Origin of the sequence: Rathayibacter sp. AY2B3 (assembly GCF_002931755.1) — a bacterium.
Classification (GTDB): domain Bacteria; phylum Actinomycetota; class Actinomycetes; order Actinomycetales; family Microbacteriaceae; genus Rathayibacter.
Window position 1 is genome coordinate 16,081 of sequence record NZ_PSUG01000007.1, and the last position, 25,533, is coordinate 41,613.

The window sequence follows — 25,533 nt, forward strand, 5'->3', positions numbered from 1 at the left end:
GCCGCTCGGCGGCACGAACGATCCCGACCCCCGTCGCCTCTCGGCAGCGGGGGTCGCGTCGTCTCCGGGCTCAGGAGCGGGCGCGCTCCAGCCACCGCAGCGGCACCTCGATGGTGACCTCTGTGCCGCGCCCGACCAGCGTGTGCCAGTCGATCGTGCCGCCGAGCTCGCCCTGGATGAGCGTGCGCACGATCTGCGTGCCCAGGCCCGATCCCACCTTGCCCTCCGGCAGCCCGACGCCCGTGTCGCGCACCTTCACCGTGAGCTCGTCGTCGCTGCGCGAGGCGACGATCTCCACGTCGCCCTCGCGTCCGGCCAGGCCGTGCTCGACGGCGTTGGTGACCAGCTCGGTCAGGGCGAGGGCGAGCGGAGTCGCGTACTCGCTGGGGAGGTTGCCGAAGCTCCCCGTCAGCTTCGGGTGCACCGTGGTGTTGTGGGTCGAGGCGACCTCGGCGATCAGCAGCAGCACCCGGTCGAAGACCGCGTCGAAGTCGACGTTCTGGTTCAGCCCCTCCGAGAGGGTGTCGTGCACGACCGCGATGGCGGCGACGCGGCGCATCGCCTGCGTGAGCGCCTCCCGGGCGAGGTCGGAGTGGGTGCGCCTGGCCTGGATCCGCAGCAGCGAGGCCACGGTCTGCAGGTTGTTCTTGACGCGGTGGTGGATCTCGCGGATCGTCGCGTCCTTGGTGATGAGCTCCCGCTCCTGGTGGCGCAGCTCCGTCACGTCGCGGCACAGGACGACGGCGCCGACCCGCTCGCCGCGGTCGCGGATCGGGATCGCGCGCAGCGACACCGTCACTCCGCGGGCCTCGATGTCGGTGCGCCACGGCGCCCGGCCGGTCACGACCAGCGGGAGCGACTCGTCGATGACGACCTTGCCCGCGATCAGCTTCGTGGTGACCTCGGCGAGCGACTCCCCCTCGAGCTCGTCGGCGAACCCGATGCGGTTGAACGCCGAGAGGGCGTTGGGGCTCGCGAACGTGGTGACGCCGTCGACGTCCAGGCGGATCAGGCCGTCGGACGCGCGCGGGGCTCCCCGGCGAGGACCGGTCGGCGCGCCCAGATCGGGGAAGTCGCCCGAAGCGATCATCGAGAAGAGGTCGTTCGCGCAGTCGTTGAACGTCAGCTCCTGCCGGCTCGGCGTGCGCGTCTCGCTGAGGTTGGTGTGGCGCGTGACGACCGCGATGGGGCGGTCCGTCGTCCCGCCGTCGGAGGCCCCCAGGCGGCGCAGGACGGGCACCGCGCGCACGCGGGTGGGCGTCTCCTCGAACCAGTCCGGGGCGGAGGTGTCGACGATCCGAGCGGTCTCGAACGCCTCGACGACCTGGGCGCGCCACTCCGACTTGATCCTCTGCCCGACGAAGTCACGGTAGAAGAGCGTCGCCGCGCTGCTGGGGCGCGCGTGGGCGACGGCGACGAAGCTGTCGTCGGCCGTGGGCACCCAGAGCACGATGTCGGCGAAGGCCAGGTCGGCGAGCAGCTGCAGGTCGCCGACCAGCAGGTGCAGCCATTCGACGTCCGCTTCGTCGGATCGGCCGTGGGAGAGGACGAGGTCACTGAGGGTCGACACCCGCCAAGCCTAGGGCGCGCTCGGGCGGCGCACGCCGCACTCGCTGTCCACAGCTCGGGGCGGCCGACGATTATCCACAGACTGCGCGTCTGCGCTCCATGAGCATCTCTCGACTGCTTCGATGAGGTCGTCCTCGCGTGCCGACCCGGCGCGCCCCGCCCGTCGAGCAGAGAGGTGACCCGGACCCGTGAACAGCTCGTCCTGCCCCAGGAGATCGCCGCATGAGCCTTCCCCTCCACGCCTTCGACTACCGCACCCTCCCCCTCGACCCCGAGGCGGCCGTGGAGCCGCTCACTCTCGCGGAGTTCTTCGCCCCTCAGCCCGCGACCCGCGCGGAGCTGCCCGATCCGGAGCCCCTGCTCGCCCGCCTCACGCACCTCGTGATCGAGATCCTCGAGGGCTCGCGCGAGATCGACCAGATCGCGCGATGGCTGAGCGACGAGGTGTACCACCACCTGCAGAAGCGGGTCGTGCTCGCGGCCCGCGCCCGCAGCCTGCGGAAGCGGACGGCCCAGCGCGTCCCGTTCACGGTCGGACGAGTGATCGTCACCGAGCCTCGGGACGGCGTCGTCGAGGGAGTGGTCCTGGTGCATCACCGCGCACGGAGCCGAGCCGTCGCGATCCGGCTCGAGGGCACGGATGCGCGCTGGCGGGCCACCGCGATCACCGTGCTGTGAGGAGCGGGTCAGCGCTCCCGGGCGGCGGGGCGTCGGTGACGAGAGAGTCGGCGCGACCGAGCTCCGCTACCTCCTCGGGGACGGCTTCACCGCCGCCGACTACGACCGCGTCGGCGGGCTCCCTCCCCAACCCGGGTCGGAAGCGGTCTGCTCAGCGGTGGAGTCGACGCTCGAGGCCTGCTGCGTCCTCGAGACGGACCGGCCGACGACGATCGGCCTCGGCGACACCTTCGCCGGCGGCTTCGTCTCGGCCCTCGCGCGCGGCGAGTCCTGACGGCGGGAGGGAAGGGGATCCGAAGCCTCCGCAGGAACGCCGACGGCCCCGGACCCCGCTGCTGCGGGACCGGGGCCGTCGGCGTCGTCCGGGAGGACTCAGCGGCGCTTGGACTGCGCGCGGCGCTCCTCGCGGTTGGCGGGAGGGGCGTCCGAGCCGCCCGGCTTCTGGCCGAAGGCGCCGGTCGTCGGAGTCTCCTCCGCCTCGCCCTCGGGGAGCGCCTTGCGGGCCTCCTCGGCGCGGGCCTTCGCGGTGGCCGCCTGCTGCACCTGTCCGCGCTGGTTGCGGACCTCGACGCCGCCGGTGTCGCTCGGCGCCGAGTAGCTGAGCTTCTCGGCCGGAGCCACCGGCTGAGCGAGCCCCTTGGCCGCGACTCCGGCGACCTCGCCCTGCTTCTGGGTCACCTCGACCTCGAGGTTGAAGAGGAAGCCGACGGTCTCCTCGCGGATCTGCCCCATCATCTGCTGGAACAGGGCGAAGCCCTCGCGCTGGTACTCGACCAGCGGGTCGCGCTGGGCCATCGCGCGCAGGCCGATGCCGTCCTTGAGGTAGTCCATCTCGTAGAGGTGGTCGCGCCAGCGGCGGTCGATCACCGAGAGCACGACGCGGCGCTCGAGCTCGCGCATGGCGGGAGAGCCCAGCTGCTCCTCGCGGCGCTGGTAGGCGAGCTGCGCGTCCGAGAGGATCTCGCGGCGCATGAACTCCTTGTTGATGCGGCCGCGGCTGCCCGCCTCCTGCACCACCTCGTCGATGGTGAGGCTGATCGGGTACAGCGTCTTCAGCTCGGTCCAGAGGGCGTCGAAGTCCCAGTCGTCGCCGTTGCCGTCGCCGGTGTGCACCTCGAGGATCTCGTCGATCACGTCGACGAGGAACTTCTGGGTGCGCTCGTGCAGGTCGTCGCCCTCGAGGATGTGGCGGCGGTCCGAGTAGATCGCCTCGCGCTGGCGGTTGAGGACGTCGTCGTACTTGAGGACGTTCTTGCGGATCTCGGCGTTGCGGGCCTCGACCTGCGACTGGGCGCTGCGGATGGCGCGCGAGACGACCTTCGACTCGATGGCGATGTCGTCCGGGACGTTGCCCCGGCCCATGAGCGCCTCGGCGGCGCCGGAGTTGAACAGGCGCATCAGGTCGTCGGTGAGCGAGAGGTAGAAGCGGCTCTCCCCCGGGTCGCCCTGGCGGCCCGAGCGTCCGCGGAGCTGGTTGTCGATGCGGCGCGACTCGTGGCGCTCGGTGCCGAGCACGTAGAGGCCTCCGGCGGCCTGGACCTTCTCGGCCTCCTCGCCCACCTTCTCCTTGACGGCCGCGAAGACCTCGTCCCATGCGGCCTCGTACTCCTCCGGGGTCTCGGAGGGGTTGAGGCCCTTCGCCGTCATCTCGGAGACAGCGAGGAACTCGGCGTTGCCGCCGAGCATGATGTCGGTGCCTCGACCGGCCATGTTGGTCGCGACGGTGACGGCGCCGAGGCGGCCGGCCTGGGCGACGATGGCCGCCTCCCGCGCGTGGTTCTTGGCGTTCAGGACCTCGTGGCGCACGCCCTTCTTGGCGAGCAGGCGCGAGAGGTACTCGCTCTTCTCGACGCTGGTCGTGCCGACGAGGACCGGCTGCCCGGCCGCGTGGCGCTCCGCGATGTCCTCGACGACCTGGGCGAACTTGACCTGCTCGTTCTTGTAGACGAGGTCGGCGTTGTCGATCCGCTGCATCTTGCGGTTCGTCGGGATCGGGACGACGCCGAGCTTGTAGGTCGACATGAACTCGGCGGCCTCGGTCTCGGCCGTTCCGGTCATGCCGGAGAGCTTCGCGTAGAGGCGGAAATAGTTCTGGAGCGTGACGGTCGCCAGGGTCTGGTTCTCGGCCTTGACCTGCACGCCCTCCTTCGCCTCGATGGCCTGGTGGATGCCCTCGTTGTAGCGGCGTCCCGCCAGGATGCGGCCGGTGTGCTCGTCGACGATCAGGACCTCGCCGTTCAGCACGACGTAGTCCTTGTCCTTCTTGAACAGCGCGCGCGCCTTGATGGCGTTGTTGAGGAACGAGATCAGCGGCGTGTTCGCCGACTCGTAGAGGTTGTCGATGCCGAGGTAGTCCTCGACCTTCTCGATGCCGGGCTCGAGGACGCCGACGGTGCGCTTCTTCTCGTCGACCTCGAAGTCCTCGCCCTCGTCGAGGCGCTTCGCGAGGTTGGCGAACTCCGCGAACCAGCGGTTCGCCTCGCCCGAGGCCGGTCCGGAGATGATCAGCGGCGTGCGGGCCTCGTCGATGAGGATCGAGTCGACCTCGTCGACGATGGCGTAGAAGTGGCCGCGCTGGACCATGTCCTGCGCCTGCCACGCCATGTTGTCGCGGAGGTAGTCGAAGCCGAACTCGTTGTTCGTGCCGTAGGTGATGTCGGCCGCGTACTGCTCGCGGCGCTGCTCCGGGGTCTGGCCGGAGAGGATCACCCCGGTCGTCATGCCGAGGGCGCGGAACACGCGCCCCATCAGCTCGGACTGGTACGACGCGAGGAAGTCGTTCACCGTGACGATGTGCACGCCGCGACTGGCGATCGCGTTGAGATAGGCCGGGAGGGTGGCGACGAGCGTCTTGCCCTCTCCGGTCTTCATCTCGGCGATGTTGCCCAGGTGCAGGGCGGCGCCGCCCATGAGCTGCACGTCGAAGTGGCGGAGGCCGAGCGTCCTGCGCGAGGCCTCGCGGACGGCGGCGAACGCCTCCGGCAGCAGGTCGTCGAGGGACTCGCCGTTCGAGTAGCGCTCGCGCAGCTCGACGGTCTCGTTCTTCAGCTCCTCGTCGCTGAGGTGCGTGAAGTCCTCTTCGAGGGCGTTGACGGCCTTCGCGTAGTTCTCGAGGCGGCGGATGACCCGCCCCTCCCCGACGCGAAGGACCTTTTCGAGGACAGAGGCCACGGGGTACTCCAAAAAAGTAGAAGACAGGAGTCGCGCGCCGGAGCGCGGACCGCGACCAGCCTAGCCGGGGCGGGCGGTGAGCGGTCGGGGCGACGCGTCCGCCCTGGGCGGACTCCCTGCCTGGGCACGGGGAGGGCCCCGGAGCGGATGCTCCGGGGCCCGGGGTCGGATCTCAGCCGGCGGCCTGCTCGGCGAGCTCGTCGGCCTCGTCGCCGAGGCCGATGACGCCGTAGTCCCAGCCCTTGCGGCGGTAGACCACGCTCGGGCGGCTCGTGTCGGAGTCGATGAAGAGGTAGAAGTCGTGTCCGACCAGCTCCATGTAGTCGACGGCGTCGTCGACGGTCATCGAGACGGAGGCGAAGACCTTCTTGCGGATGACGACGGGGCAGTACGGCTCCTCGGCCTCGTCCTCCACCGGCTCCGGCGCCTCCTGCACGGGGATCACACCCGTGCTCAACTGCTCCAGGACCGCGGCGTCGGCCGGCTGGATGGCGACGACGCTGAAGTCGTCGGCGGCCGCGTCGCGGAGCGAGGTCGGCCGATGCTGGCCCCGATGGACCTTCTTCCGATCCTTGGCCCGTCTCACCCGTTCGAGCAGCCGGCCGATGGCGACGTCGAACGCCGCGTACTTGTCGGCTCCGCTCGCCTCGGCCCGGACCACGGGCCCCTTGCCGATCAGCGTCAGCTCCACGCGGTCGCCGCCGGCCGAGCCCTTGCCCTCGGCGTGCCTGCTCGCCTTGATCTCGAGTGCGAGAGCACGATCGGCGAGGTGCGCCACCTTGTCCGACTTCTCCGTCGCGTACGCGCGGAAGCGATCGGTGATGTCGATGTTGCGTCCTGTGATGTCGATGTCCATGACAACCTCCCAGTCGAGTACGGCGTGCCGCCTTTCTCCGGGGCGGACCGTTCACGCCGTGCCCCCACCGTAGACCCCGGCCACCGGATCGTCACCGGGAGTTCGTCCGGATTCTGCTGGTACGTTCCCTCCTCGTTCCGCAGTGCCGGCGAGCGCTGCCGCCGCCCTGACGGTCCCGCCCGCCGCGCGCAAGGCGCGCCGCAGCTCGAGCAGGGTCGCGCCCGAGGTGACCACGTCGTCGACGAGGACCACCGGCGGCCACGACGAGAGCGGCCGGCGGGCGCGGAACGCCCCGTCGAGATTGCCGCGCCGCTCGACGCGGCCGAGCCCGACCTGATCGCGGACCGTCCGCGACCGCCGGAGAGGACGCGCCGCCCGCCCTCCCGCCGCGGCGACCAGCTGCGCGACGGGATCGGCGCCCCGCCGCACGCGGCCGAGCCAGGAGCCGGGCGGGACGACCAGGATCGCAGGGCTGCCGGCGAGCGCCGCGCCGAGGGCCGGGCGCAGCAGCGCGCCGAGCGGGGCGAGGCAGGCAGTGCGGCCCTCCTCCTTCAGCGCGACGATGAGGCGGCGCACCGTGCCCTCGTACGGGGCCCCGGTGACGACGAGGAGCGGATCGTCCGGCGGCCCGACGACGCGGGTCAGCAGTGACGCCGAGGCGGCCGCGTCGACCGAGCAGTCCGGGCAGGGCGCCCGGCTCGTCGGCTCTCCGCAGGCGGGGCACTCCAGCGGGAGGAGGACGGCGAGGGCGTCGAGCAGGTGATCGGAGAGCATTCCTCCACGCTCGCCGACCGAGCCGCGGCGCGGGGTGCGGATCCGTCGGGCCGGGACGATCCGCCCGCTGGACGAACCTGGGGAGGAGCATCCGGAGCGCGCCGCCGCCGTGGGTAGTCGCCGCCGGGGACAGGACCCGTCAGGACCCCATGCCGGTCTGCGCCGCGAGCAGCCGGATGTCCGTCGCGATCGTCTGCCAGGCCGAGCCCCGCTGCTGCCGGAGCTCCCCGCCCTCGGCGAGGATGCGGACCTGGGTCGAGGTGTTGCCCGCGGCGATCTGGACCGTGCCCGTCGTCGTGCCGAGCGCCGTGGCGCCTCCGCCGAGGAGGTTCATCGTGACCGCGTCCTCCCCCGTCGAGCCTCGGACGACCGAGACCACGTCGAGCTCGTCCGTCCAGGCCGCGGCGACCGCGGTCCCCAGGGTCGAGCGGAGGACGACCGGCTCGCCGACCGCCACCGGGTCGCCGTCGCGCGAGCGGGTGATGCCGGCCACCAGCACTGTCGCCTGCTGCCCGTCCTGGGCGAGCGCCAGCATCCGGGTGCCGTCGCGGGACACCGCGATCGAGGCGAGCGACTCGACCTCGCTCCAGGCCGTCGCGACCTGCATCGAGCGTGAGCCGTCCGCGGAGTACGCCACAAGCTGCCCGGGCGAGGCCGAGGGCACGGACCAGACGTACCCGAGCGGATCGATGGTCGGCGCGACGAGGCCCGAGCGCGCGTCGAGCAGGACGTCGCCGCCGTCCGGATCCACGAGGCTCACGCCCGCGGTGGTGAGCACGGCGGCGGCCGCGTCGGAGTCGGCCCCGCGCTGCTCACCGAGCACCGCGGCCATCGGCTGCAGCGCCTCGATCCGATCCGAGATCCCGAGGCCGGCCAGGCCGGAGGAGCCGAGGAAGCCGAAGGCGTCGTCGGTCAGCACGAGCGGCCGGGTGTCGACGCGGGGCGAGGTCGGCAGCCCGGTGACCTCGGAGGGGACGTCGATCGGGTTCTGCTCGACCGAGAGCGCGACGCCGGTGACGTTGGAGACGTTCGCGAGGCTCCGGTTCAGCTGCAGGGCCATCAGCCGCCACTGCGCCGGATCGGCCTCGAGCGCGGCCGGGTTCAGGTCGACCACGGCCCGCTGCGACTCGACCGGCACGGTCTCGGCCGCCAGCGTCGTCCCGGTCGGGAAGGCCGACACGACGGCGGCGGAGTCCCGCAGCCACGGTGTGGGGCCGCGCAGCAGCTCGGTGACGATCGTGGTGCTGGTGGAGCTGTCGGCGCGCGAGGCGAACCAGCGCAGGTCCGGCACGAGGTACTGGTATCCGGGGTCGAAGAAGTAGAGGGCGTGCGTCGAGAAGACCTGCTCGAACGTGGTGCGGTCGATCACGACACCGCTCGGCGGCGCGCTGATGCGCCACTCGCCGTTCTCCTGGACGAAGCCGTAGTCGAGGGTCAGGCCGGCCGTGGTGGCGAGGTCGGTGTAGACGCCGGTCGCGTCGACTTCGGCGACGGGCGTGATCGTCAGCGAGAGCGTGGAGCCCGACTGCGGCGAGGCGGAGCGCTGGCCCTCGTCGACCGTCACGTGCTCGCCCGGCGTCCAGTCGGCGCCGGTGGAGAGGAACTCCCGGGCGATCTTGTAGTTGCTCTGCGGGCTCGACGCGGCGTCGATGAAGCCGGTGAGGATGTCGCGCTGCGACGCACCGACGGCGGGTCCTGACGGGAGGAAGTCGTACTGGAGGTCCTGCGGCGCGGTGTCGGGCCGTCCGACTCCGACGTCGCCGTCCCTCGGGATGCCGGCGCACCCGGCGAGCCCGAGCGCGAGCAGCGCGGCGGCCGCGGCGGCACGGAGGACGCCGCGCCTCACGGGAGCACCCCCGCGGCCCCGACCGGAGGAGCCTGCAGCGGCGGGAGGACGATCGGCCCGCTGTAGGCCTGCTCGCCCGCGTCGACCGGGGGCAGCGGGAGCGGCGAGGCCTCGATCCGCTCGCCGCGGTGCCGGGGCACGGTGAGGCGGAAGCAGGCGCCGCGGTCCGGCACGGACCAGACCTGCAGCCAGCCGTGGTGCAGGGCCGTGTCCTCCTGCGCGATGGAGAGGCCGAGGCCGGTGCCGCCGAGCGTGCGGCGGCGGGACGGATCGGCGCGCCAGAAGCGGTCGAAGACGCGCACGACCTCCTCGCTGCTCATGCCGTGGCCGTAGTCGCGCACGGCGAGGGCGACCGCGCTGGCGTTGCTGTCGACGGTGACCACGACCTCGCGGCCGTCGCCGTGCTCGATCGCGTTGCCCAGCAGATTGCGGACGATCCGGCGGATGCGGCGCGGATCGAGGTCGGCGTCGAAGTAGCCGCCCGGGGCGGAGAGCGTGAGCCGGGAGCCGTTCGCCTCCGCGATCCCGCGCATCGCCTCGATCTCGTCACCGGCCAGCTTCACCAGGTTGACCGGCTCGAGCTCGAGCTCGGCCGACCCCGCGTCGTGGCGGGAGATCTCGAGCAGGTCGGCGAGGAGGCTCTCGAAGCGGTCGATCTGGCTGTGCAGCAGCTCGACCGTGCGCTCGGCGACCGGGGCGAAGTCCTCGCGCTGGTCGTAGAGCACGTCCCCGGCCAGCTTCATCGTCGTCAGCGGCGTGCGGAGCTCGTGCGAGACGTCCGAGACGAAGCGCTGCTGGACCCGGCTGAGCGTCGCGAGCTCGCTGATCCGGTCCTGCAGGCTGTCCGCCATGCCGTTGAAGGACCGGGCGAGGGTCGCGATCACGTCCTGGCCCCGCTCCGGGATCCGCACGTCGAAGTCGCCGGCGGCGAGGCGCTGGCTCGTCTCTGCCGCGACCCGCACCGGGGCGACGACGATCCGCACGACGACCCAGCTGACCGCTCCGATCAGCAGGATGAGCAGGATCCCCGCCACGTTGAGCACCTGCTGCACGAACTGGAGGGTGCGCTCCGCGTCCGCGAGGGAGTAGCCGATGTACAGCTCGTAGCGCCCGGCCGAGCTCGGCAGCTCGAGGGTCGAGCCGACGAGGATGCCCGGCTGCTGCTGACCGGAGGCGTCGAGCGTCACCGACTGCCAGTACTGCCCGTCGGAGCCCGCCTGCACCCGCTCGCGCAGCGCGTCGCTGATCACGCCGTTCTGCAGCTCGCGGTTGTAGATGTCCTGGGGCGCCAGCGACGACGCCTCCTGGTCGGGCGAGCGCACGACGGCGATGAGCGCGGAGGAGGAGGCGTCCCGGACGGCGGTGCGCACCGAGCTCATCACCTCCTCCATGTCCTGGCGGGTGGAGACGGTGGCGGCGTCGAGGTAGCCCTGCGCGGCCCGGGTCGCGCGCGACGTGTCGCCCGTGACCTGCGTCAGCCGCGACTGGAACAGGTTGTCGCTGATGCTGTACGAGAGGTAGACGCCGGTCGAGCCGATGGCGATGCCGCTGAGCAGGACCGTGATCGCGACCGCGCGGAACTGCAGCGACGTGCGCCACACCCCGAGCACGCGGCGGGGCCACCGGCGAACGTCGGGAGCGGCGAGGCGGCGCACGGTCAGCTCGGGAGGACGGCGCCGGCGCGGTAGCCGACGCCGCGCACGGTCATCACGATGCGGGGGTCGTCCGGGTCCTTCTCGACCTTGGCGCGCAGGCGCTGGACGTGCACGTTCACGAGGCGGGTGTCGGCCTTGTAGTGGTAGCCCCAGACCTGCTCGAGCAGCATCTCGCGGGTGAAGACCTGCTGGGGCTTGGAGGCGAGGGCGAGGAGGAGGTCGAACTCGAGCGGGGTCAGGCCGATGCGCGTCTCGCCGCGGCGGACCTCGTGGCCGGCGACGTCGAGGCTCAGGTCGCCGACCTGCAGCACCGCGTTCGCGGCGGCGGTGGCGGGTCGCAGGCGCGTCTTGATCCGCGCGACGAGCTCCTTGGGGTCGAACGGCTTGACCATGTAGTCGTCGGCGCCGGACTCGAGGCCCTGCACCACGTCCGCCGTGTCGGACTTGGCCGTGAGCATGATGACGGGGACGCCGGACTCGCCGCGGATCGCGCGGCACACCTCGATCCCGTCGATCCCGGGCAGCATCAGGTCGAGCAGGACCAGGTCCGGCCGGGCCCGCCGGAAGGCCTCGAGGGCGCCGGAGCCGTCCGCGCAGAAGGAGACGTCGTACCCGTCGGCGCGCAGGACGATGCCGATCATCTCGGCCAGGGCGGCGTCGTCGTCGACCACCAGAATGCGCGCGCTCATCGGTCTGCTCTTCCTCGTCTCGGGTCGCGCCCGCCCACGGCGCGCACGGTGACCGCCCCAGGCTAACCGACGCACCTCCCCGCGGGCGGGGAGCGGGCTCTGCGGGCGAAGGGGGTCCGCTCGGGGGAGGACCCGGCCCACAGGCCTGTGACAGCATGGAGGGGATGACCGACGCAGCTCAGTGGCCCCCGCCCGCAGGGCGTCCGGACGACGCGGCCGTCCCGGCGCAGGACGGCGACCGGCGCACGCCGCCGCCCGCTCCCGTCGCCCCGTCCTGGTCGCCCGCGCCGCCGAGCGCAGGTCCCGTACCGCCCGGTCCCGCCGGAGGCTCCTGGACGGCCGGATCCGGCGCCGGCCCCTGGCCGCCCGGTCGCCCCGCTCCCGGCTGGACTCCCCCGCCCAGGCCCGGCCTCGTGCCGCTGCGCCCGCTCGGCTTCGGCACCCTGCTCGGCGCCCCGTTCCAGGTCCTCCGCCGCAGCCCCCGCACGACCCTGGGCGTCGCTCTGCTGGTGCAGGGCCTCGGGTCGGTGCTCGCCCTGGCGGTCTACGGCCTGATCGCGGTGCTCGCCGTCGGGCGCATCGCGCAGGCGGAGTCCGCCGACCGCGACGCCGTCGGCGCGGGGTCCCTCGCGGTCGTGGTCCTGGCCGCCCTCATCCCGCTCGCCGTCTCGCTCGCCAGCGGGGCCCTGGTGCAGGGCGTGGTCGTGCTCGAGGTCACCCGCGGCGTCCTCGGCGAGCGGGCGACCTTTCGACAGCTGCTCGCCCGGCTGCGGGGCCGCTTCTGGGCGCTGATCGGCTGGACGGTCCTGCAGGGTGTCGGCTACCTCCTCCTGGTTCTCCTCGCCGTGGCGCTGGCCGTGCCGCTGTTCGTCATCGGAGCGATGGACGGGACGTCGAGCGCGATCGTCGGCGGGATCCTGGTGCTCGTCGGCTCCGGCCTGGTCGCCCTCGCGCTGGGCGTCTGGCTGTCGACGAAGCTCGCCCTGGTGCCGAGCCTGATCGTCGTCGAGCGGCTGCCGCTGCGCCGCGCGGTGGCGCGCTCCTGGCGGCTGGTGGCGGGCGGCTTCTGGCGCACCTTCGGCGCGCTCGCGCTGATGACCGTGATCATCCAGGTCGCGGGCCAGATCGTGGCCACACCCTTCAGCCTGCTCATCCCGATCGCCGGCGCCCTGATCGCCCCGACCGATCCGGATGCGCAGCTCGTCACCTCGCTGGTGGTCACGATCGCCTCCGTCGCCGTGGGCTTCGTGATCGGCGCCGTCGGAACGGTGCTCCAGTCGGCCGTGACGGGCCTGGTCTACCTCGACCGCAGGATGCGCCGCGAGGGCTTCGACCTGGTGCTGATGCGCCACGTCGAGGAGCGCGCAGCGGGACGCCCCTCCTCCGATCCCTTCCCCGTGCCGGAGCGCCCGTGATCCTCGCCGCGGCCCCTCTCGAGCCCGACGCGGAGCAGGCGCGCCGCCTCCTCCTCGAGGAGCTCGCCGACCCGCGCTACCGGGCGGCCGAGCCGACCCTCTTCGACCGGGTGGTGCAGGCGGTGCGCGACTGGTTCGCCTCCCTCACGCTGCAGGGCGACGGCCCGCCGGTGCCGATCGCCGCGGTGATCGGCGTGCTGGTCCTCGTGGCGCTCGTGGTCGCGGCGCTCGTCATCGCCGGACGGCCCCGCGCCGGGCGCCGCAGCACCGTCACGGGAGCCGTGCTCGCCGACGACGACACCCGCTCGGCCGCGACCCTCCGCTCGCTCGCCGAGGCCGCGGCCGCCCGCGGGGACTGGGACGAGGCCCTCGTCGAGCGCTTCCGCGCTCTGGTGCGCTCCCTCGACGAGCGGACCGTCCTGCGGGTCTCGCCCGGCACCACCGCGCTCGGCCTGGCGTCGCGCGCCTCCGCCGCCTTCCCCTCCTCCGCCGCCGCGCTGCGCCGTACAGCCGACGACTTCGACCGCGTGCGCTACCTCGGGCAGCCCTGCGGCCCGGCCGAGTACGAGCGGGTCGCGGCACTGGACCGCGAGCTCGACGCGGCCTCGCCGGTCCTCGACGCCCTGGCGGCGCCCCGGTGAGCGCCGACACGGTCTCCAGCCCGACCCTCGGCGCACTGCTGCGCCGCGGACGGGTGTGGGCGCTCCTCCTGGTGATCGTCGCGGTCGGCACTCTGCTGCTCACCGTCGCGACCGGGACCCGGGTGGCCGCTCCGGACCTCGACGTCGACAGCGCGACCCCGGACGGCGCCCGCGCGCTCGCCGAGGTGCTGCGCGATCAGGGCGTCGAGGTCGTCCGCGCCGACGACCTCGACTCCGCTCTCGCCGCTTCGTCCACCGACACGACACTGCTCGTCGACGACCCGGACGTCGCCCTCGACGAGGCCCAGTACCGCCGGCTCGCCCGCGCCTCCGCGTCGCTCGTCCTGGTGACCCCGGGGGGTGCCGCGCTGGACGCCCTGCTGCCGGCCGTCCGCTTCGCCGGCTCCCCGGCGGGCGACGGCCCCTTCCGCGCCGAGTGCCCGCTCCCCGCGGCCGAGCGCGCCGGGACGCTGCCCGCCGGAGGGAGCACCTACCGGATCCTCGACGACGGCGACGCCGTCGGCTGCTTCCCCTCGGGCGACGACGGCTTCCTGCTCGTGAGCACCGGGTTCCCGCAGGGGGCCGAGGTCACCGCGATCGGCGACGCCGACCTCCTCCGCAACGGCACCATCGGCCAGGACGGCCGCGCCGCCCTCGCGCTCGGACTGCTCGGCGGCGAGGACCGGCTGGTCTGGTACCGCGCCGGAGCCGCCGACGAGGCGAGCACCACTCCCGCACCCGCCGACCTCGCCCCCGGCTGGGTCACCCCGGCCCTCCTGCTGCTGGTGGCCGTCTTCGTCGCCTCCGCCGTCTGGCGCGGCCGTCGGCTCGGCCCGCTCGCGGTCGAGCCGCTGCCGGTCGTCGTGCACGCCAGCGAGACGGCCCGTGGCCGCGCCCGGCTCTACGCTCGCGGAGCCCTGCGGCCCCGCGCCCTCGATGCGCTGCGCATCGGCACCCTCCGGCGCACGGCCGCGCTCCTGGGACTCGCTCCGGCGACCGGAGTCGACGAGATCGTCGCCGTCGCCGCCGAGCGCCTCGGCCGCGATCCGACCGCGCTGCGTCGGCTTCTCGTCGACGACCTGCCGGCCGACGACGCCGCCCTCGTCGCCGCCTCCGACGAGCTCCTCCGCTTCGAGAGCGCGCTCCGCGCCGCCCTCTCCCCGACGACCGCCCGACGACCGGAAGGCCCCTCCCGATGAGCGACACCACCCCCTCCGCCCGCGACGCGGCGCCGGTCTCCGACGACGACCTGCGCGCCGAGCTCGACCGGGTCCGCGCCGAGGTCGGCCGCGCGGTCGTCGGTCAGGACGGCGCCGTCTCCGGGCTCCTGATCGCCCTGCTCGCGGGCGGGCACGTCCTGCTCGAGGGCGTCCCCGGAGTCGCGAAGACTCTCCTCGTGCGCGCCCTGTCCGTCTCGCTCGGCCTCGACACCCGCCGGGTGCAATTCACGCCGGACCTGATGCCCGGCGACATCACCGGCTCCCTCGTCTACGACGCCTCCACCTCCGGCTTCGCCTTCCGCGAGGGCCCGGTCTTCACGAACCTCCTGCTGGCGGACGAGATCAACCGCACGCCGCCGAAGACCCAGGCCGCGCTCCTCGAGGCGATGGAGGAGCGCCAGGTCAGCGTCGACGGACGCACCCTGCCTCTGCCGGACCCGTTCCTCGTCGCCGCCACCCAGAACCCGGTGGAGTACGAGGGGACCTACGTGCTCCCGGAGGCCCAGCTGGACCGGTTCCTGCTCAAGCTCGTGCTCGACATCCCGCCGCGCGACGTCGAGGTGGAGGTGCTCTCGCGCCACGCCGCCGGGTTCGACCCGCGCGACCTCGACGCCGCGGGCGTGCGCCCTGTGCTCGACGCCGCCCGCCTTCGCGCCGCTCAGGCCTCGGCCCGGCGCGTCGGAGCCGGCCCCGACGTCCTCGGCTACATCGTCGACCTCGCCCGCGCCACCCGTGAGAGCCCGAGCGTCAAGCTCGGCACCAGTCCCCGCGGCTCGACCGCCCTGCTCGCGGCGTCCCGCGCCTGGGCGTGGCTCAACGGATACGGCTCGATCACCCCGGACCACGTGCAGGCGATGGTCCTGCCCGTGCTGCGCCACCGCATCCAGCTGGAGCCGGAGGCGGAGCTCGAGGGCGTCCGCACCGAGGCCGTCCTGGGCGGGATCCTGCAGCAGGTCCGCGTCCCGGTCTGAGCCGTGCACCTCACCGGACGCAGCGTCCTCGTCCTCCTCGTCGGCCTGGTGCCGGTCGTCCTGTTGGGCGGTCGCCCCGAGGTCGCCTTCGCCGTGCTCGGCCTCTGGCTCCTGGCCTGGGCGGCCCTCGTCGGGATCGACGTCGCGGTCGCGGGCTCGCCGCGTGCCGTCGTGCTCGAGCGGCGTGTGCCGGACCGGGTGCGGCTCGGCGAGCGGACCGAGGCGACCCTCCTGGTCACGAGCACCGGCCGCAGGAGGATCACGGGGGTCCTCCGCGACGCCTGGGAGCCGTCGGCCGGCGCCCTCGAGACCCGGTCGTCCCTGCGCCTGCCGCCGGGCGAGCGCCGCGCGGTGACCACGGTCCTGGAGCCGCTCCGCCGCGGCGAGCGCCGGGCGCTCCACGTCACCATCCGCTCCCGCGGGCCGCTCGGGCTGGCGGGCCGCCAGGCGACGCGGGCCGCGCCGGCCGTCGTCCGGGTGCTGCCCGCCTTCCGCTCCCGCCGCCACCTGCCCTCGCGCCTGGCGCGGCTGCGCGAGCTCGAGGGTCGGACCAGCGTGATGATCCGCGGCCAGGGGACGGAGTTCGACAGCCTGCGCGAGTACGTCCGCGGCGACGACGTCCGCTCGCTCGACTGGCGGGCGACCGCCCGGCGCCGGGAGCCGGTCGTCCGCACGTGGCGCCCGGAGCGCGACCGGCGAGTGATCGTCGTGCTCGACACGGGCCGCACCTCCGCCGCCCGGATCGAGGACGAGCCGCGCCTGGACACGGCGATCGAGGCCTCGCTCCTCCTGGCGGCCCTCGCCGCCTCGGCCGGCGACCGGGTCGACGTGCTCGCGTTCGACCGCACCCGGCGAGCCCGCGTGCACGGCGCCACCGGCACGGAGGTGCTGACCCGCGTGGTGGACGCCCTCGCCCCCGTGCAGCCCCAGCTCATCGAGACCGACTGGGCGGCGGTCCCCGCGCAGGTGCGCACCCTGGCCTCGCAGCGCTCGCTGGTGGTGCTGCTCACCGCGCTCGACTCGGTCGGCTCGGCGGAGGGGCTCCTCGCGGTGCTCCCGCAGCTCACCCGCGTGCACACGGTCGTGGTCGCCTGCGCGCTCGACCCCGAGCTGCAGCGGATGGCGGAGGACCGGAGCGACAGAGCCGCGGTCTACTCCGCCGCCGCCGCGGAGCGCTCGCTCGCGGACGTCGACCGGCTCTCGGCCGCCGTCCGCCGCCTCGGCGGGGACGTCGTGCTCGGCAGCCCCTCCGCCCTCCCGCCGGCCCTCGCGGACCGCTACCTCGCGCTCAAGGCGGCCGGACGGCTCTGACCTGCGCGAGCGGCCGTCGTCGGTCCCGAGCGCACCGCGACGACCCCGCTCCGACGAACGCGCTCGTCCGGCCGCGCTCAGCCGACTCCGCTCAGCCGGCCGCGATGCTCCGCGACCCGGCCTCGAACCGGTCGAGATCGCCCGTCTCCCCCGCCCGCACCGCGCGCCCGCCGACGACGATCATGTAGAAGAGGAACGCGCCGAGGGCGAGCGCCCCGATCCCGATCTTGAGCCACCAGGGCCAGGGCGCCGGAGTGACGAACCCCTCGATCACGCCCGAGACGAGCAGCACGAAGACCAGGCCGATCGCCACCGTGAACAGGCTCCGCGCGTCCTCGGCGAGCGCCTGGCCGAGGGTGCGCGCGCCGGGAGCGATCCAGGCCCAGAAGATCCGCAGGCCCGCGGCTGCGGCGACGAACACGGCCGTCAGCTCGAGCTGGCCGTGCGGCGCGATGTAGAGGAAGAACGTGTCGCCCTCCCCCACGTGGAACATCACCGCGATCGACGTGCCGAGGTTCTGCGCGTTCTGCAGCAGGATGTACGGCACGTAGACGCCGACGATCCCGAAGGCCACGCACTGCGCCGCGATCCAGGCGTTGTTGGTCCACACCTGCCCGGCGAACGAGGCGGCGGGGTTCTCGGAGTAGTAGTCGATGAAGTCGCCCCGGGCGAAGCGCCGCAGCTCCTCGTCATCGCCCAGCGCGGCGAGCAGGCGCGGGTCGCCGAGGATCCAGAGCGCGTAGAGCGTCGCCACCAGAGCGGTCGCGAGGGCGACGGCGAGCGTCAGCCAGCGCAGCCGGTGCAGAGCGGCGGGGAGCGAGAGGACGACGAAGCGGGAGACCGCGGCGAGCGGCTCGTCGCGCGTTCCGGTCAGGCGTCCCCTGGCCCGTGAGAGCGAGACGGCCAGCCGCGTCCCGACGGCCGTCGATCCGGCGGTGGAGGAGATCGCGGCGAGGTCCGCCGAGGCCGCCTGGTAGCGCTCGATCAGCTCGTCCGCCTCGGCTCCGGTCAGGCGGCGCCTGCGCGAGAGCTCGTCGAGGCGGGTCCACTGCGCAGCGCGTGCGGCCGAGAGAGCGTCGATGTCCATCTCCTGACAGGATAGCCAGGCACGCCGCGAGGCCGAGCATCCGGGAGGAGCACCGTGGAGGAGCAGCGGACCGAGTTCGACGACGCCGACCTGGTCACCGGCGAGGCGATCGCGCTCGAGGTGCCCGTCACCTCCTTCGTGCTCCGCGCGGTCGGCGCGATCATCGACCTGATCGCGGAGCTCCTGCTCGCGCTGGGCCTGTTCCTGCTGGTCTCCTCCCTCTCCGGGGACGGCGGCCTCGACCCCGCCGCCTCGGCCGCCGTGGCGATCGCTGCCCTCGTCATCGCCGTGGTGATCGTGCCCGTCACCGTCGAGACGGCCAGTCGCGGCCGCTCGCTCGGGAAGCTGACCGTCGGTGCTCGCGTCGTCCGCGACGACGGCGGCTCCATCGGCTTCCGGCACGCCCTCGTCCGCGGCCTCACCGGCGTCCTCGAGATCCTGATGAGCTTCGGCGGGCTCGCCGCCGTCGTCGGCCTCCTCTCGCGCCGGTCGCGCCGGCTCGGCGACGTCCTCGCGGGCACGCACAGCCAGCTCGAGCGCGTCCCCCGCGCGGAGCCGCTGGTCGTCGAGATCCCGGAGCCGCTGCGGGGCTGGGCCGTCACGGCGGACACCGCGCGCCTCCCCGACGCCCTGGCGCGCCGACTGGCGCAGTTCCTCCGCCAGCGCCACGGCATGACGGAGCCCTCGCGCTCGCAGCTCGCCGCCGCACTGGCCGACGAGACCGCCGTCCACGTCTCCCCGCTGCCCGCCGCGCCCGCGGAGGACTTCCTCCTCGCCGTGGCCGCCCTCCGCCGGGCACGGGAGGAGCGCGCCCTGCTCCTGTCCGACCAGCGCCTCGAGCGGCTGGCCCCCGTGCTCTCGAGCACACCGCGCGGCTTCCCCGAACGCCCCTGAGGCGCGCGGCAGCGGCCTAGGCGGGCCCCGCGCCGTAGCGGACGGTCTCCCAGCCGCGCGGGACGAGGAGCCGCCGGTCGTGCTCGGCGCAGAGGTCGTAGCCGTGCGGATCCGGCGCAGGACTCAGCGGCCCGACCGCCACCAGCGAGTCGCGGTAGTCGTAGGTCAGCGTGACGACGGCCTGCGCGCGGCAGCCCGTCCGCGAGCAGTGCCGTCCGGTCATCGCCGCCCACAGTAGCAATAGGCTGGAGCCATGCCCCGTGCTCGTCGTTCCGCCGCTCGCCCGACGAGCGGGTCGCGCGGAGGCTCCCGGGACCGGCACGGCCGCGGCGCACGAGGGCCGATCACCGGTCCGCACCTCCCGCTGCTGCAGACCCGCTCCGACTTCTTCGAGGCGACGATCGGCTCGGCCTTCGACTACCTCCGCGGCACCTGGCCGGAGGAGCTCGCCGGCATCCGGGTCGACGTCGCGGCGACTCCCGACGTCGATCCCGACCGGTTGCAGGGCACGGGCATCGCCCGGTGGCGCGTCGACCACGCCGCGCGCCGCATCACGCTCTACCGCGTGCCGATCGAGCGCCTGGCGAAGCTGCACCGCCGCGACGAGTGGCACCAGCGCATGCTGATCGAGAGCTACGTGTTCCGCGCCGTCGCGGAGCTGCTCGGCCGCGACCCGTGGGACATCTCCCCGGACCGCTACCGGCACCCCTGAGGCGCCGGCACCTTCGCGGCGCCGCCACCACTGGGGTGCCGCCGCCCCGCGTCTCAGTGCGAGTAGACGGTGATCGGCGAGGAGAGCGGTCCCGGCGGCACGATCGGGTACGAGGCGATCCGCCCGTCCCGCGCGATCGAGACCGAGGCCTGCACCGGCTGGGTGCTGCTGACGACCGCGCCGTCGCCGTCCAGCGGGGTCGCGAGAGCCGCGAACGGACCCAGCTCGAGCGTGCGGGTGCCGCCCGGCGACGCAATCTCGACCGAGGCGGTCGAGTCGCTGCCGTTGACCAGGTGCAGTCGCGCGTCGCCCTCGCCCGTGCCGGCGACGCCGAACGGCGTCGTGGTCGCGGTGCCGGAGGCGAACCAGGCGAAGTCCGTCCCGGCCGAGCCGGTCGAGGTCGTCCGCCCCGCCGCGACGATCGGCTGGTCGGCCCGCAGGACGATGCGGTAGGAGCCGTCCGCCAGGCCCGTGAGCGGGACCTCGCCGACGAGACCGGCCGGGACGACGACCTGGGTGGAGGCGCCGGACCCGCTCGGGTCCTCGTTGGTCACCTCGACCGAGACCGTGCTGTCGGCGTCGCCGGGGGTGAGGATGCGCAGCACGGGGCTGCCCGCGCCGCCGCTGCCGTCGTCGCTCGCGGTCTCCGCCGGAGGCGACGTGACGGTGAAGCCGGCGATCACGGCGAGCGTGTCCGGGCCGGCGGAGGGTCCGGTGGTCTCGACGCCCTCCGGGGTGAGGCCGGAGATGGCGCTGCTCTGCAGGCTCGCGGCGACCTCGCCGCCCCGGGCGGTCACGTGCACGACGGGCTGGACGACTCCGGGAGCGAGCCCCGCGAGCGGGAGCGCCCGGACCGCTCCGGCCGGAACGACGACGCCCGTGGCGCCGGTGGCCTGGACGGTGCCGGTCTCAGAGAAGAGCGTGAGGTCGACGGTGGAGGCGACCTCGCTCGGGTTCGCCAGGATCAGCACCGAGGTGCGCCCGACGTCGGTCGAGCCGGCCACGAGCCAGCTGTCGGCGGAGGGCTCGGCGCAGGCGCGGGCCGACAGTCCGGAGAGGGTGTCCGTCCCGATGGCCTGGACGGTGGCTCCGCCCGGGGCTGGGTCGGAGCCCGCGGGCACGCTCAGACCGGTGATGCCGGTGCCCGGTGCGGCGACGTCGTCCTCGTCGAGGACCGTGGGGTCGGAGGTGGAGCCCTCGGGCCGGACCGCGGTCGCCGCGCCGTCGAGGGCGCGCAGCTGCTCCGGCTCTCCGGCGTCGATCAGATCGCCGCCGCAGACCAGCGAGCTGTCGGCCGCGACGGGCGTCACGACGACGCCCTCCGCGGCGCTCGAGACCAGGGGGGACGGGAGGAGCTGGGGCACGACCACGGCGGCCGCGGCGATCACGACTCCGGCCGCGCCCACGGCGCCGCGCAGGGCCGTCCGGCGCCGACGGGCGGCCGACGGGGCGCGATCGGGGGCCGAGGCCGCGGCGCGGTCGGCGCGGCGCTCCGCGCGGGAGCGGCGGGCGGAGGACTCGGGCATCTGCTTCTCCTGGTCGGCGGGGTCAGACATCGTCGTTCCCGTCGTCGAACTGGCCGGTGGCCTCGCCCGGCTCGTCGTCGATCCCGGCGACCGCGCCGCTGGAGCGGCCCCGCTCGAGGGAGAGCCCGGTGGGCACCGCCAGCAGGAGCGCGACGACGAAGACGAGGAGGAGGGCGATCGTGTAGGCGATCCCGAAGGGTCCGACCACGCCGGACGGAGCGGCCTCGGTGCGGGTCCCCTCCGTGTCGACGGCCGTCCAGAGGAGCCCGTAGCGGGTGTCGCCGACGGCCGAGAAGGCCGCGTTGCCGTCGAGGGAGACGGCCGCCCGCGCACGCACGGCGGCGGCCGCGTCACCGACCTGGGTGCCGGCCGGCTCGGTCAGCACGACGAAGCGCACGCCGAGGCTCTCGAGCGCTGCGGGGACGTCGTAGCCCGTCCGCGAGACGAGGTTGCCCGCCAGCTCGTCGATCGCGTCCGTGCTCTCGGCGCCGGTGTTCGCGAGGGTCGACTGCTGGTCGAGGGTCGCGCCCGCCCCTCGCTCCAGGCGGGCGAGGACGCCGCCGTCCGCCTGTGGAACGAGCACGATCGTGCCCACCCGCGGGTCGTTCTGGGCCTCGGCCGCCACATAGGCGGGAAGCGAGCGGTCCGACGTGGTCGACACGGAGGTGCCGGCACCGGTCGGGAAGGCCACAGCGAGCGGACCGACCAGTGCTGCTGCGGCGGCCGTGACGACGAGCGCCGGCACCACGCGCACCGAGCGCACGGCGGCGAGCGAGAGCGACGCGCCGATCACCAGGCCGAGCCAGTAGAGGCTGAGACCGGTGCCGCTCCAGACGGAGACCGCTTCGGAGCCGGTGGTCGCGACCTGCACGCCCTGGGCGAGCGAGGCGGTCACCAGACCGGCCGCCGCGACGCCGACTCCGCCGAGGGCCGAGAGGTTGTTCGGGAGGAGGAGGGCGGCCAGCGCCGCGACGATCAGCGGCACGACGAGCACGGCCGTGACCAGCGGGGCGGCGGAGACACCGATCCCCAGGCCGCCGAGGAACGCGAGCCATCCGTCGGGCGGACCGGCCGGGAAGCCGGCGAGCAGCGCGACGAAGTCCGACTGCGCGGAGGGCAGCGGGACGCCCGGATCGGCGAGGACTCCGAGCCAGTCGCCTCGCGGTGCGCGGGCGACCACCAGCGGGAAGAGCAGGACCGCCGCAGGGATCGGCAGGCCGAGGAAACGGCCGATCCGCCGCCCCGAGGTCGCGACGACGACGAGCCAGATCACCAGGAGCGGCACGGCCAGCACCGGCGCGCACGCCACGACGGCCGCGGCCAGGATCGAGGCGCTCGCGGAGGCGGACCACGAGCGGTACGCGCCGAACCCGGCGAAGAAGAGCCAGGGCAGCAGCACGTGCACCAGCAGGGGGGCGGGGCGTCCGTCGGCCTGCGCGGCGAAGAAGGCCGGGGCGAGGACGTAGACGAGGGCTCCGGCGGCGCGGGCGGTCGCGCGCGGGGTGAGCCGCGCGATCATCAGCCAGGCGCCGAGGGCGGCAGCGGGGAGTGCGACGAGGTAGAGCAGCACCATCGAGTAGCTGGGCGACCAGAACGTCAGCGAGCCGAGCACCGCGAGGACGGCGGCGAACGGGTCCGCCGCGCCGATGAACCCGGATCCGAGATCGCGCCAGCCGTAGGCCGCGTTGCGCCACAGCTCGCCGGCCGTCGGCGAGAGCGTCAGCAGACCGCCGCCGCTGAGCGCGGGAGCGGCGAGGAGCGGCGTGTAGATCACCAGGCCGGCGAGCGCCGCGACGAGGACGACCCACACTCCCCCACCCTGGAAGAAGTGCAGAGGATGGCGGTCCCGCCCGGCCTGCACGCGCACCGCGTCGTGGCGCACCGAGCGCAGCTGCCGCACCACGTCCAGCGGGATGCGCAGCGGCGCGACGGCCTTCCACCCCACGTTCTTCGACGAGCGCAGCACCGTGCGGGCCCGGAGCACCTTCGTCCCCCCGAAGGCGACGACGAGGGCTGCGAGCAGCTCTCCTCCGACCAGCCCCGGCTGCTTGCGCAGCAGGCGCACGACCGCGCGGCCGATCGCCAGGGGGACGAGCGAGAGCCAGTGCAGGAGGAGGAGCACGACGGGCGCGTAGGCGAGCCGGCGGTGCAGCTGCGCGGTGCGGTGCTGGCGCGTGCGGCGCCGCTCCCCGCTGTCGATGCGGCGGCCGTCGGGGCGCTGCAGCCCGATGCGGGCGGTGGTGACGCGGGCGTCCGGCACACGGCTGACCCGGTGCCCGGCGAGCCGGGTGCGGATCGAGAAGTCGAGGGCGTCGTCGACGACCGGCAGGCCGGGGTCGAAGCCGCCGAGCTCCTCCCAGAGGGAGTGGCGCACGAGCATGCCGCCGGCGGCGACGGCCAGGACGTCGGGCGTGGAGTCGTGCTGGCCCTGGTCGAGCTCGTCCTCGACGAGGTGGACGGTCGTGCCGTGCTTGGTGATCGACTCGCCGTAGCTGCGGATGTAGCCCGAGCGCGTCCAGTCCATGATCTTGGGGCCGGCGACCGCGACGGAGGGGGCGACCTCGACCGCTCCCAGCAGCGCCGCGAGGGCTCCGGGCTCGGGGGCGGAGTCCTGCGCGAGCAGCCACAGCCACTCGTCCTCTCCGGCCGGCGGCTGCATCACGCGGACCGCGCGCGCCACGGCCTGGCCGAAGGGGAGGTGCTCGGCGACCTGCACGAGCTGCGTCGGGCCCCAGGACGCGAGGAGCTCGTCGGTCGAGTCCTTCGAGCCGCCGTCGACGAACACCGTCGCGTCGGGCTGACGGGTCTGCGCCCGCAGGGCCGCGAGGGTTCGTTCCAGATAGGCCGCGCCGTTGCGCGCGACGAGGACGGCGGTGACTCGTGGATACATCGCGGACCACCCTAAGCGATGCCGCCGCGCCGCCCGCCTGCGGCTCGCCGCCCCGTCGAACGGGTCACGGCGAGGAGGTGACTACGCCCGGCGGCGCAGCTTCCGGCGCTCGCGCTCGGACAGGCCGCCCCAGATGCCGAAGCGCTCGTCGTTCTCGAGTGCGTACTCGAGGCACTGCGCCCGGACCTCGCACGACGTGCAGATCTTCTTGGCGTCGCGGGTCGAGCCGCCCTTCTCGGGGAAGAAGGCCTCGGGGTCGGTCTGCGCGCAGAGCGAGTCGACCTGCCAGGAGAGCGCGCCCCCCGGCGCCTCGGTCGCGGTGTCGATCCCGGGTCGGACCCCGGGCACGCCCAGGCGGACCGGATCGACGAACCAATCCTCGGGGACTCCGGAGTGCTGTTCCGGAAGCGTCATGCCGTCTCCTACCCCGCCTGCGAACCGATGATCGGCGGCCGCTCCTCCCGGAGCCGCTGCCTAGGTAATTACAGCGGTGTCATTCGCTCAGGTCAAGTCGCGGACCATAAACCCTCAACCCGCCGTGGAGGGTTCACGACACACCGGCGTGTCGCGAACGTGAGATCCGGTCAGGCGGTCGCGGCGCTCCGTGCGCGCCAGGCGCTCTCCACCATCTCGGCGACGGTGTGCCGCATCTCCCAGCCCAGGTCGCGGGCGGCCGTCTCGCCGGAGGCGACGATGCGGGGCGGATCGCCCGGCCGCCGCGGGACGACCTCGGGCGTGAAGGCGATGCCGGTGCTGTCGGCGATCGCGCGCATGATCTCGCCGACGGAGGCCCCGGATCCGCTGCCCAGGTTGTAGACCGGGTCGATCGGCTCCCCGGCGGCCAGGCGGCGCGCCGCGGCGACGTGCGCGAGCGCCAGGTCGGCGACGTGAATGTAGTCGCGGACGCAGGTGCCGTCCGGCGTCGGGTAGTCGTCGCCGTTGATCCTCGGCGTGCGGCCCTCCAGCAGCGCCTCGAAGACGAGGGGGAAGAGGTTGTGGGGGCTCGTGTCGTAGACGTCCGGGTAGCCGGACCCGACGACGTTGAAGTAGCGCAGGGAGGCGTGCCGGACGCCGTGCGCGCGCCCCGCGTCCGCGAGCAGCCACTCGCCGATCAGCTTCGACTCGCCGTAGGGCGACTCCGGGCTCTTGGGGGTGTCCTCGGTGACGATCTCGACGTCGACCGCGCCGTAGACGGCAGCGCTCGAGGAGAAGACGATCGAGGAGACCCCGGCGCGCTCCATCGCCGCCAGTACGCGCAGGGTGCCGGTGACGTTCTGCTCGTAGGTGTGCAGGGGGCGCTGGACCGAGACGCCGGCGTACTTGAACCCGGCGACGTGGACGACGCCCTCGATGTCGTGCTCGGCGAGCACGCGGTCGAGCAGGGCCTCATCGAGGATCGAGCCCTGATGGAACGGGACGCCCTCGGGCACGAACGACGCGTGCCCCGACGAGAGGTCGTCGAGGACGACGGGGTCGATGCCCTGCTCCGAGAACGCGCGCACCACGTGCGCCCCGATGTACCCGGCTCCCCCGGTGACCAGCCATGCCATGTGGATCCTCCTCGGTGCGGGCCCGCGACTGCGCGCGCCGGAAGACACCCTAGCGGCGGGGATCGACGGGACGGATCG

Annotated in this window: 22 protein-coding genes; 9 read left to right on the top strand and 13 right to left on the bottom strand. The window is 73.9% G+C overall.

Annotated elements, in window-relative coordinates:
- Positions 1 to 70: 70 nt before the first annotated feature.
- Positions 71 to 1,570, bottom strand: coding sequence for a sensor histidine kinase (locus C5C24_RS03635; protein ID WP_104224128.1), 1,500 nt, complete (start codon positions 1,568 to 1,570; stop codon positions 71 to 73).
- Between the two features lie 221 nt (positions 1,571 to 1,791).
- Here C5C24_RS03635 and C5C24_RS03640 point away from each other — a divergent pair, with 221 nt between their 5' ends.
- Both C5C24_RS03640 and C5C24_RS18210 read left to right on the top strand, forming a co-directional pair.
- Complete coding sequence (locus tag C5C24_RS03640) at positions 1,792 to 2,247, top strand: Rv3235 family protein (RefSeq protein WP_219812826.1); 456 nt, start codon at positions 1,792 to 1,794, stop codon at positions 2,245 to 2,247.
- Positions 2,248 to 2,404: 157 nt separating this feature from the next.
- Positions 2,405 to 2,521 (top strand): carbohydrate kinase family protein, encoded by a 117-nt coding sequence (locus C5C24_RS18210; protein WP_146082509.1) that lies wholly within the window; start codon positions 2,405 to 2,407, stop codon positions 2,519 to 2,521.
- Positions 2,522 to 2,619: 98 nt separating this feature from the next.
- Here the strand turns inward: C5C24_RS18210 and secA are convergent, their stop codons facing one another.
- The 6 genes from secA to mtrA form a co-directional block, all read right to left on the bottom strand.
- On the bottom strand, positions 2,620 to 5,418 hold the full coding sequence (gene secA, locus C5C24_RS03645) for a preprotein translocase subunit SecA (protein ID WP_104275298.1): 2,799 nt from the start codon (positions 5,416 to 5,418) through the stop codon (positions 2,620 to 2,622).
- A gap of 172 nt (positions 5,419 to 5,590) precedes the next feature.
- A complete protein-coding gene (gene hpf, locus C5C24_RS03650; RefSeq protein ID WP_104304327.1) occupies positions 5,591 to 6,274 on the bottom strand; it encodes a ribosome hibernation-promoting factor, HPF/YfiA family in 684 nt (227 codons plus the stop codon).
- 51 nt (positions 6,275 to 6,325) lie between these two features.
- Positions 6,326 to 7,048, bottom strand: coding sequence for a ComF family protein (locus tag C5C24_RS03655; protein ID WP_104304328.1), 723 nt, complete (start codon positions 7,046 to 7,048; stop codon positions 6,326 to 6,328).
- A gap of 139 nt (positions 7,049 to 7,187) precedes the next feature.
- Positions 7,188 to 8,894, bottom strand: coding sequence for an LpqB family beta-propeller domain-containing protein (locus C5C24_RS03660; RefSeq protein ID WP_104304329.1), 1,707 nt, complete (start codon positions 8,892 to 8,894; stop codon positions 7,188 to 7,190).
- On the bottom strand, positions 8,891 to 10,495 hold the full coding sequence (gene mtrB, locus C5C24_RS03665; RefSeq protein WP_258065034.1) for an MtrAB system histidine kinase MtrB: 1,605 nt from the start codon (positions 10,493 to 10,495) through the stop codon (positions 8,891 to 8,893). Before mtrB ends, C5C24_RS03660 begins: the two co-directional genes overlap by 4 nt.
- A 56-nt stretch (positions 10,496 to 10,551) precedes the next feature.
- Positions 10,552 to 11,238, bottom strand: a complete 687-nt coding sequence (gene mtrA, locus C5C24_RS03670) for an MtrAB system response regulator MtrA (protein WP_104275302.1) — start codon at positions 11,236 to 11,238, stop codon at positions 10,552 to 10,554.
- Between the two features lie 164 nt (positions 11,239 to 11,402).
- Here mtrA and C5C24_RS03675 point away from each other — a divergent pair, with 164 nt between their 5' ends.
- The 5 genes from C5C24_RS03675 to C5C24_RS03695 are packed head-to-tail and all read left to right on the top strand — an operon-like array spanning position 11,403 to position 16,796.
- The gene (locus tag C5C24_RS03675; RefSeq protein ID WP_146082510.1) at positions 11,403 to 12,653 is read left to right on the top strand and encodes a hypothetical protein; all 1,251 of its coding nucleotides are present in this window, start codon (positions 11,403 to 11,405) and stop codon (positions 12,651 to 12,653) included.
- Positions 12,650 to 13,294: a DUF4129 domain-containing protein gene (locus C5C24_RS03680; RefSeq protein WP_104275303.1), complete on the top strand. Its 645-nt coding sequence runs from the start codon at positions 12,650 to 12,652 to the stop codon at positions 13,292 to 13,294. The genes C5C24_RS03675 and C5C24_RS03680 overlap by 4 nt, the downstream gene beginning before the upstream one ends.
- Complete coding sequence (locus tag C5C24_RS03685) at positions 13,291 to 14,493, top strand: DUF4350 domain-containing protein (protein WP_104304331.1); 1,203 nt, start codon at positions 13,291 to 13,293, stop codon at positions 14,491 to 14,493. The genes C5C24_RS03680 and C5C24_RS03685 overlap by 4 nt, the downstream gene beginning before the upstream one ends.
- Entirely contained in the window at positions 14,490 to 15,485 is a 996-nt protein-coding gene (locus tag C5C24_RS03690; protein WP_104275305.1) for a MoxR family ATPase, read from the top strand. The genes C5C24_RS03685 and C5C24_RS03690 overlap by 4 nt, the downstream gene beginning before the upstream one ends.
- Before the next feature lie 3 nt (positions 15,486 to 15,488).
- On the top strand, positions 15,489 to 16,796 hold the full coding sequence (locus tag C5C24_RS03695) for a DUF58 domain-containing protein (protein WP_104275306.1): 1,308 nt from the start codon (positions 15,489 to 15,491) through the stop codon (positions 16,794 to 16,796).
- 91 nt (positions 16,797 to 16,887) lie between these two features.
- On the opposite strand, the gene C5C24_RS03700 is transcribed toward C5C24_RS03695, so the two are convergent.
- Positions 16,888 to 17,883: a stage II sporulation protein M gene (locus C5C24_RS03700; RefSeq protein ID WP_104304332.1), complete on the bottom strand. Its 996-nt coding sequence runs from the start codon at positions 17,881 to 17,883 to the stop codon at positions 16,888 to 16,890.
- Between the two features lie 54 nt (positions 17,884 to 17,937).
- Here C5C24_RS03700 and C5C24_RS03705 point away from each other — a divergent pair, with 54 nt between their 5' ends.
- On the top strand, positions 17,938 to 18,777 hold the full coding sequence (locus tag C5C24_RS03705; RefSeq protein WP_104304333.1) for an RDD family protein: 840 nt from the start codon (positions 17,938 to 17,940) through the stop codon (positions 18,775 to 18,777).
- A gap of 16 nt (positions 18,778 to 18,793) precedes the next feature.
- Here the strand turns inward: C5C24_RS03705 and C5C24_RS03710 are convergent, their stop codons facing one another.
- Positions 18,794 to 19,000: a DUF3499 family protein gene (locus C5C24_RS03710; protein ID WP_104224141.1), complete on the bottom strand. Its 207-nt coding sequence runs from the start codon at positions 18,998 to 19,000 to the stop codon at positions 18,794 to 18,796.
- A gap of 30 nt (positions 19,001 to 19,030) precedes the next feature.
- Here C5C24_RS03710 and C5C24_RS03715 point away from each other — a divergent pair, with 30 nt between their 5' ends.
- Positions 19,031 to 19,489 carry a metallopeptidase family protein gene (locus C5C24_RS03715; protein ID WP_104224142.1) on the top strand — a complete coding sequence of 153 codons (459 nt, stop codon included), beginning with the start codon at positions 19,031 to 19,033 and terminating at the stop codon, positions 19,487 to 19,489.
- 53 nt (positions 19,490 to 19,542) lie between these two features.
- Here C5C24_RS03715 and C5C24_RS03720 read toward each other — a convergent pair whose 3' ends face one another.
- From C5C24_RS03720 to galE, 4 genes are all read right to left on the bottom strand, one after another.
- Positions 19,543 to 21,045 carry a DUF5719 family protein gene (locus C5C24_RS03720; RefSeq protein WP_146082511.1) on the bottom strand — a complete coding sequence of 501 codons (1,503 nt, stop codon included), beginning with the start codon at positions 21,043 to 21,045 and terminating at the stop codon, positions 19,543 to 19,545.
- A complete protein-coding gene (locus C5C24_RS03725; RefSeq protein WP_104304335.1) occupies positions 21,038 to 23,905 on the bottom strand; it encodes a glycosyltransferase family 2 protein in 2,868 nt (955 codons plus the stop codon). The genes C5C24_RS03720 and C5C24_RS03725 overlap by 8 nt, the downstream gene beginning before the upstream one ends.
- Positions 23,906 to 23,986: 81 nt before the next feature.
- The gene (locus C5C24_RS03730; RefSeq protein ID WP_104224145.1) at positions 23,987 to 24,319 is read right to left on the bottom strand and encodes a WhiB family transcriptional regulator; all 333 of its coding nucleotides are present in this window, start codon (positions 24,317 to 24,319) and stop codon (positions 23,987 to 23,989) included.
- A 170-nt stretch (positions 24,320 to 24,489) separates the two neighbouring features.
- Positions 24,490 to 25,455, bottom strand: coding sequence for a UDP-glucose 4-epimerase GalE (galE, locus tag C5C24_RS03735; RefSeq protein WP_104304336.1), 966 nt, complete (start codon positions 25,453 to 25,455; stop codon positions 24,490 to 24,492).
- Between the last annotated feature and the right edge of the window lie 78 nt (positions 25,456 to 25,533).